The 5,901-nt window shown below is 56.6% G+C and carries 6 protein-coding genes; 3 read left to right on the top strand and 3 right to left on the bottom strand.

Translation table 11 applies throughout. From position 1 onward, the window contains the following. The coding region (locus M7R55_RS11250; protein ID WP_298220603.1) for an RQC domain-containing protein at positions 1 to 514 on the top strand (514 nt) is incomplete at its 5' end. A 95-nt stretch (positions 515 to 609) separates the two neighbouring features. On the opposite strand, the gene M7R55_RS11245 is transcribed toward M7R55_RS11250, so the two are convergent. Together M7R55_RS11245 and M7R55_RS11240 are read right to left on the bottom strand one after the other, a co-directional pair. Next, positions 610 to 1,758 carry an FAD-dependent oxidoreductase gene (locus tag M7R55_RS11245; RefSeq protein ID WP_298220601.1) on the bottom strand — a complete coding sequence of 383 codons (1,149 nt, stop codon included), beginning with the start codon at positions 1,756 to 1,758 and terminating at the stop codon, positions 610 to 612. Next, positions 1,755 to 2,474, bottom strand: coding sequence for an MBL fold metallo-hydrolase (locus M7R55_RS11240; protein ID WP_298220599.1), 720 nt, complete (start codon positions 2,472 to 2,474; stop codon positions 1,755 to 1,757). The genes M7R55_RS11245 and M7R55_RS11240 overlap by 4 nt, the downstream gene beginning before the upstream one ends. Before the next feature lie 372 nt (positions 2,475 to 2,846). Here M7R55_RS11240 and M7R55_RS11235 point away from each other — a divergent pair, with 372 nt between their 5' ends. Next, positions 2,847 to 3,863 carry a phosphotransferase gene (locus M7R55_RS11235; protein WP_298220597.1) on the top strand — a complete coding sequence of 339 codons (1,017 nt, stop codon included), beginning with the start codon at positions 2,847 to 2,849 and terminating at the stop codon, positions 3,861 to 3,863. Here the strand turns inward: M7R55_RS11235 and M7R55_RS11230 are convergent. Then, positions 3,845 to 4,432, bottom strand: a complete 588-nt coding sequence (locus M7R55_RS11230; protein WP_298220595.1) for a DUF4124 domain-containing protein — start codon at positions 4,430 to 4,432, stop codon at positions 3,845 to 3,847. The genes M7R55_RS11235 and M7R55_RS11230 overlap by 19 nt on opposite strands. A 266-nt stretch (positions 4,433 to 4,698) precedes the next feature. Here M7R55_RS11230 and M7R55_RS11225 point away from each other — a divergent pair, with 266 nt between their 5' ends. After that, positions 4,699 to 5,247, top strand: a complete 549-nt coding sequence (locus M7R55_RS11225; RefSeq protein WP_298220593.1) for a sterol desaturase family protein — start codon at positions 4,699 to 4,701, stop codon at positions 5,245 to 5,247. The last annotated feature ends 654 nt before the right edge of the window (positions 5,248 to 5,901 follow it).

The raw sequence follows: 5,901 nt of genomic DNA, 5'->3' as shown, positions 1-5,901 counted from the left end.
CGACGTATTGCGCGGCAAGACCGACGACCGCATCACACAACTCGGTCACGATAAGCTCAGCGTGTTCGGCGTCGGCCACGCGCACACCATCGACATCTGGCGCAGTGTATTTCGCCAGCTCATCGCTCAAGGGTATTTAAGCGTGGATACGGAAGGGTTTGGCGGGCTGGCACTTTGCGAACGTTGCCGCCCGCTCTTGCGCGGCGAAGAAGCGCTCTGGCTCAGGCAAATAACCAAACCGGTCAAAATCAGCCGTAAAACGCGCGACCGCCCCGATTTCGTTTCCGACGAGGAAAGCGAGCTCTGGGAAGCCTTGCGCGCCTGCCGCAAACGACTGGCGACCGAGCGCAGCGTGCCGCCGTACACCATTTTCCACGATGCCACGTTGCTTGATATGTTGCACACACGACCGACAACCCTCGATGAGTTCGCCGATATTTCTGGTGTCGGCGCCCATAAGCGGGATACCTATGGCACAGCTTTCCTATCCGTGATAGCCCCGTTTGCCCGCTAAACGCGCTGAGAATTTGCAAATTTACCCAGACAAATAAAAAGCCGCATTTTACTGCGGCTTGATTCAATATCGATCAGAACGACCCTCAGAGCGGATCAGCGGATTGACCGCAAATACCACCATTCAAACAGGCGCTTGGCGTAATGCAATAAACGGCACGGCGGTGTGATGAACTGACGTTTCTCGTTACGGAACACCAGAACGGCGCGATCGAGCATGTCCATCACGCAGATCAATTCCCACTTGAATGTCTCGTTCGCGGGCTGCCCGGCCAGTTCGGCCAACAGGTTATGGGCGGCGGCAACGGCCATCAAATCGGCCATGTGCGCCTGTTTCGGCGCCCAATCCGGCGAGGGGTAGCTACCCGAATCGCCGACCACATAGACCTTCTCGGAACCCACCACCTTGGTTGTGGCTTCCGCCTGGATCATGCCGCCGGGCGACTTGGGAAACGGCGCATGCTCCATCCAGGCCGGGCCTGTCATGCCGGGCATGAACAGAATCAGGTCGGCGGCAAATTCGCCCGCTTCGGTCACCACCTTGTCGGCCTCGAAACGTTGCATCTTGGCACCAAGGCGGGCTTCGATGTCGAATTTTTTCATGCGCGCCAAGAGGTTATCAACAGCAGATTCACCCAGGCGATTACCTGGGCGATTGGACGGATTGAAAAACACAATCTTGAATTGGTCGCGGCGGCCCTGTTTGCGCAACAGTCGATCAATACCGAACAGCATTTCGAACATCGGCCCGCCGCGCACGGCGGAGGGTTCGTTCGGGTTACCGCCAAAGCCGATCGCTATGGTGCCGCCGGTCATCGAGGCAAGCCGGTCGCGAATTCGCTCGGCCGCATCAATGCCTTCGCACACCGTGATGGCGTGTTCGATACCCGGCAGTTTCTTGATGAAGCGACCACCACTGGCGACGATCAGGCCGTCATTGTCCACGCCGATCGTTTCGCCACCGTGCTCAACCAGTACACGACGGCCTTCAGCCTCCACACCCACAACGCGTCCCGGTTGGTAGTTCACATCCAGTCGGGCAAGTAAGGGCTTCAAATCCACCATGATGTCGTCACGGCTTCGGATTTTGGCCGGAACCCAGATAAGGCTGGGGTAGTACTGCATGGTCGGTTCGGGCGAGATCAGGGTGATGCGCGCTACGGGATTGGTCTTGCGCAATGTTTTGACGGCGGTGACTGCACCAAAGCCCGCGCCGATGACGGTAATATTGGGGACAGTGTTCATGCTGCCTCCGTTTCACCGGGAGCACGGGGCACGTCCGCACCGCCGCACAAGCTGTTGGCAGGCACCGCAACGTCGAGCTTGCGCGGTTTGGGCAGGTTCAAGGCTTTCATTTTCGCCACAAAAGCCACCTCATCAAGCCCTGCGATATAGGGATTGATGGTCTTTTCCTGACCGACAGAACTCACCCGCTTGCCGTTGTAATCATGTGCGGGATATATCAAGGTTTCATCTGGAAAGGCGAGCAGCTTCTGAATACTTTGATACAGGCGCTCGGGCGAGCCTTGTTGAAAATCTGTGCGACCACAGGCATCGATCAGTATGGTATCGCCGGTGAACAGGCGGTCACCCCAGCGATAACTGGTGCATCCATCGGTGTGCCCCGGTGTTGCAATGGCGTGAATGGTAATCGAATCCATCTCGATTGTGTCACCATCGGCCACCAGGCGATCGGCGCAATCGAGACCAGTGCCCTTGCCGGCGATGAACTGGGCATCGGTTTCATGGCGCAATCGCCCGCCACCGGTGATGTGATCGGCATGTACATGCGTTTCCAGAACGTACTTCAGATTCAACCCCAATTCGTCCAGCAAGGCACGATCACGCTCGTACTGCTCATGCACCGGGTCGATCAACAGAGCGGAGCGGGTCTGCTCGTCCGCGATGAGATAAGTGAATGTTGCGGTCGCTTCATCGAATAACTGTCTGAACATGGCCATGTTACCCCCCGAATGGTTTTATAGGCATATTAGTTATTTTATACCCAAAATTTCCAATTGACCAAGTGATTTACAAGGTTGGATAAGCGATACCTGCAAATAATTCCCCCACGGTTTGTTTGGGAATCTGCACGAATCCGTCCCTGGCTTCGTGAGTTTTTTTCAGCCAAATGCGAAGCAGGCACAAGCCCACATATACGCCCGTTCCGTCCTCAGCATTTCAATGACTTAGACTTTGAGGGGTAGGGCCTCCATGCCCTGCACTTGTGCAGACCTTACCGTGATCGTGGCACGCAAAAATCATGTAAAACCAGATCACATCCAGAGCAAACCCCGCTATGCTGTGCTTCTCGTTCCCAGCACTGATGAATCATGCCGCCCAGACACCTCAATACCGCCGATGAACGCATCGCTGCCTTGCTTGTTTTCGTTCGTTCTCACTTTCCAGACGCCTCGGTGCCCGCACTCGCATCCAGCGATGCCAGCGCTCGACGCTACTGGCGCTTGCGGCTCGCTAACGGCGACACACGTATCATCATGGATGCGCCACCACCGGGCGAGGACGTCCGACCATTTATCGACGTGCAGGAACGCCTGACCGCTTCAGACGTCGCCGTACCAAGCATTTTCGAACGCGATACCGAGCAGGGTTTCCTGGTTCTCGAAGACCTGGGGGATTGCACGTTCTTCCAATGGCGGCACGGTCATTCGACCGACGCCGTCAACGCTCGACTGGAAGAGGCGGTTCGTCTCCTGGGTCCGGTTGCAGGAAGCGAAACAACCGACCTCCCCCGTTTCGACACGGCTATGCTGAATCGCGAGATGGATCTCTTTGTGGATTGGTACATCACGCATTACCACGGTACGGCCTTCAATGACGAGCAGACCGCCCAATGGCAACGGCTACGGGACTTGATCAGTAATCGACTGCAAACCATGCCGCAAGGGTTCGTTCATCGGGATTACCACAGTCGCAATCTAATGGTGAAGGATGATCGGATCGTAACCATCGATTTTCAGGATGCCGTGCGTGGTCCGCTGCCCTACGATCTCGTCTCCCTGCTGCGGGATAGCTACATCGACTGGCCGGAAGAACTCGTCAGCAAACTACAGGAAGTTTTCTGGCAGCAATGCCCGCCGGATCTGCGCGCAAGGTGGCCGCTTGAACAGATGCGCAGCGACTTTGCGTGGGTTGCCGTGCAACGGCATCTGAAAGTGCTGGGCATCTTTGCTCGCCTGAGCATCCGCGATGGCAAGCACGGCTATCTCAAGGATTTGCCGTTAACCTGGAAACACCTGCAAAAGGCTCTGTCGCAGTTGCCTGAATTATCCGGCCTGGCCGAACTGATCGCGCCGTTCAGCCCGAAGCATCAGGGCCGTACCGGCTGAAAATTCGAACCGCTTGAACCCGGCGCACCGCCCGGAAACTGCCCCGAGATACCGGGGTCTTTGTACACATAAGGCACCGGTGGCGGATTCGGATAGGAACGAGGCGGCCGATAATGATCATGTCTTGAGCCCACACCGGCCGACCAACCATCCCCGCTGCCCTTCAGCCACCAACGCACGCCACTTCCTGGATAGTGGCCGGGATAATAGCCCGGCAGCGGATACCCAATGATGCCCGGTTCATCTGTAGGTGCGGGCTGTTCGGCCTGAGCCTTTGCGCGCGCTGCCGCGCGGGCTGCAGCAATTTTCGCTGCTTCTTTTCGCTCTTGAGCCTGGCGCTGATCGTACTGATTCGCCAGTTCCTTGATGCCCTTCGTATCCGCCCCGGTGCCCGCATTCGGTGCAGAAATCACTCGTTCCTTCGCTTCACTGCCACAAGGGGTGCCGGAAAAAACCACCGTGCCGTTTTTGTCCTTGCACTGGTAAACCGTTGTATCCTCTGCCCATAATGTCATCGGTAAAAGTATCGCCATCACCCCCGCTACCATTATGGTTTGCCTGAATTTCATGGCCAGCCCTCCGACCTGTATATACGACAAATATGGGGCAAGCGGCGTGCCTCCACAAGATGCTCATACCTGTAAACGCCGCACCAAATATGCACGATGCAAACAAAAACATTGCTCAAAGATGAGTCTGAGCAAATGATGTTGTCGTGCTGATTATGTAGTTGGGCTTTAAAACCGGCCGTGACTCTCATAGCATATATGTTCAGTGTCGCCCGACCTGAAGACACAGCCTTCCCCCATCACCGTTGACCGGAGTCAATTGAAGTATGAGCTTGTTGAGTTTCAAATTGGGCAAAGTGGCTTATACCGTGGATCTGGCCGTCTATCTGGTCGCGCCCTCCATTGCCGCCGCTTCGATGTTCTACTTCAGCGAGAGAAGAGAGGCCGTTCCTATTCTGGTGGCCACGCTTCTTGGCTTTGTCGGCTGGACGTTTCTTGAATACGTCCTGCACCGATTCGTATTGCACCACCTCTCGCCCTTCAAAGAATGGCACGGCGAGCACCACCACAAACCCACCGAGGCCATGGGGACACCCACGCTGCTCAGCCTGTTGCTGATCGCGTGCATCATCTTCCTGCCCTCCGTCTACCTGGCGGGCTGGCAAATCGGCGGCGGGTTCTCAATGGGACTGTTGCTCGGATACAGCATTTACACTTGGGTACATCATGGCGAGCACCATTGGCGCGGCCACAACAAGTGGTTCAGAAATCTCAAACGAGCCCACGCCATCCATCACTACGCCCATAACGACTGTAACTACGGTGTCATCACCTCGTTCTGGGATCGACTCTTCGGCACCTACTGCCAGAAATAATCAGGCTTCTAGAGCGACAACCAGACAGACAAGTGTTCCAGTGCAAGACAGATCGCATTGCTGCATGCCTGTATCTACACTGAGACCCGTACCGGCCCGGATACCTCAGGATTCAACGTCATGGTTACGACCACCGTCTCTGTATAGAGATTCAGCGGTGCTGGGCTGAATGCCATCCTCACTTGCCGTCCCGGCGGATAATCAATGCGCTCAATGCCATTAACAGGCACCACCGTGAAGGCAGTGGGAAGCAGGCCCGGTGAGGCATCATGGCCATTATTGTGCCAAGGCGCCGTACAATGCAGCCGGATTTCGGCAGTGTGTTTTGCCGAGTGCACAGCTCTCCCCACGTGGGACAAGCGCCCTCCGGAACGGCGCTGAATCGAGCAGTGAACGCGAAGCATGCCGGGCAGGATAGCCCGGCATCAAAGGGGCGGGGTAAGGGGGGGCTTCAACAGACCGGCACCGATTTCACCACCCCCATCCCAACCTTTTCCCCCATGAAGGGGGAAGGGGCATTAGACTCCCTCTCCCCTTGTGGGAGAGGGCTGGGGTGAGGGGGGTGAAGCCAGCACCCCCATCCCAGCCTTCCCCCATGAATGGGGAAGGAGAAAAAGCCCCGCCCCCTTGTGGGGAGGGGTTGGGGAGGGGGAA

This window comes from Halothiobacillus sp. (assembly GCF_027346185.1).
Classification (GTDB): domain Bacteria; phylum Pseudomonadota; class Gammaproteobacteria; order Halothiobacillales; family Halothiobacillaceae; genus Halothiobacillus.
The sequence above is the reverse complement of the archived record's forward strand: the minus strand, read 5'-3'. Positions and strand labels throughout refer to the sequence as shown.

Excerpts from the sequence above, each read along its gene's own strand:
- M7R55_RS11225 (WP_298220593.1), top strand. The coding sequence starts at position 4,699 with ATGAGCTTGTTGAGTTTCAAATTGGGCAAAGTGGCTTATACCGTGGAT.
- M7R55_RS11245 (WP_298220601.1), bottom strand. The coding sequence starts at position 1,758 with ATGAACACTGTCCCCAATATTACCGTCATCGGCGCGGGCTTTGGTGCA.
- M7R55_RS11240 (WP_298220599.1), bottom strand. The coding sequence starts at position 2,474 with ATGGCCATGTTCAGACAGTTATTCGATGAAGCGACCGCAACATTCACT.
- M7R55_RS11235 (WP_298220597.1), top strand. The coding sequence starts at position 2,847 with ATGCCGCCCAGACACCTCAATACCGCCGATGAACGCATCGCTGCCTTG.
- M7R55_RS11230 (WP_298220595.1), bottom strand. The coding sequence starts at position 4,432 with ATGAAATTCAGGCAAACCATAATGGTAGCGGGGGTGATGGCGATACTT.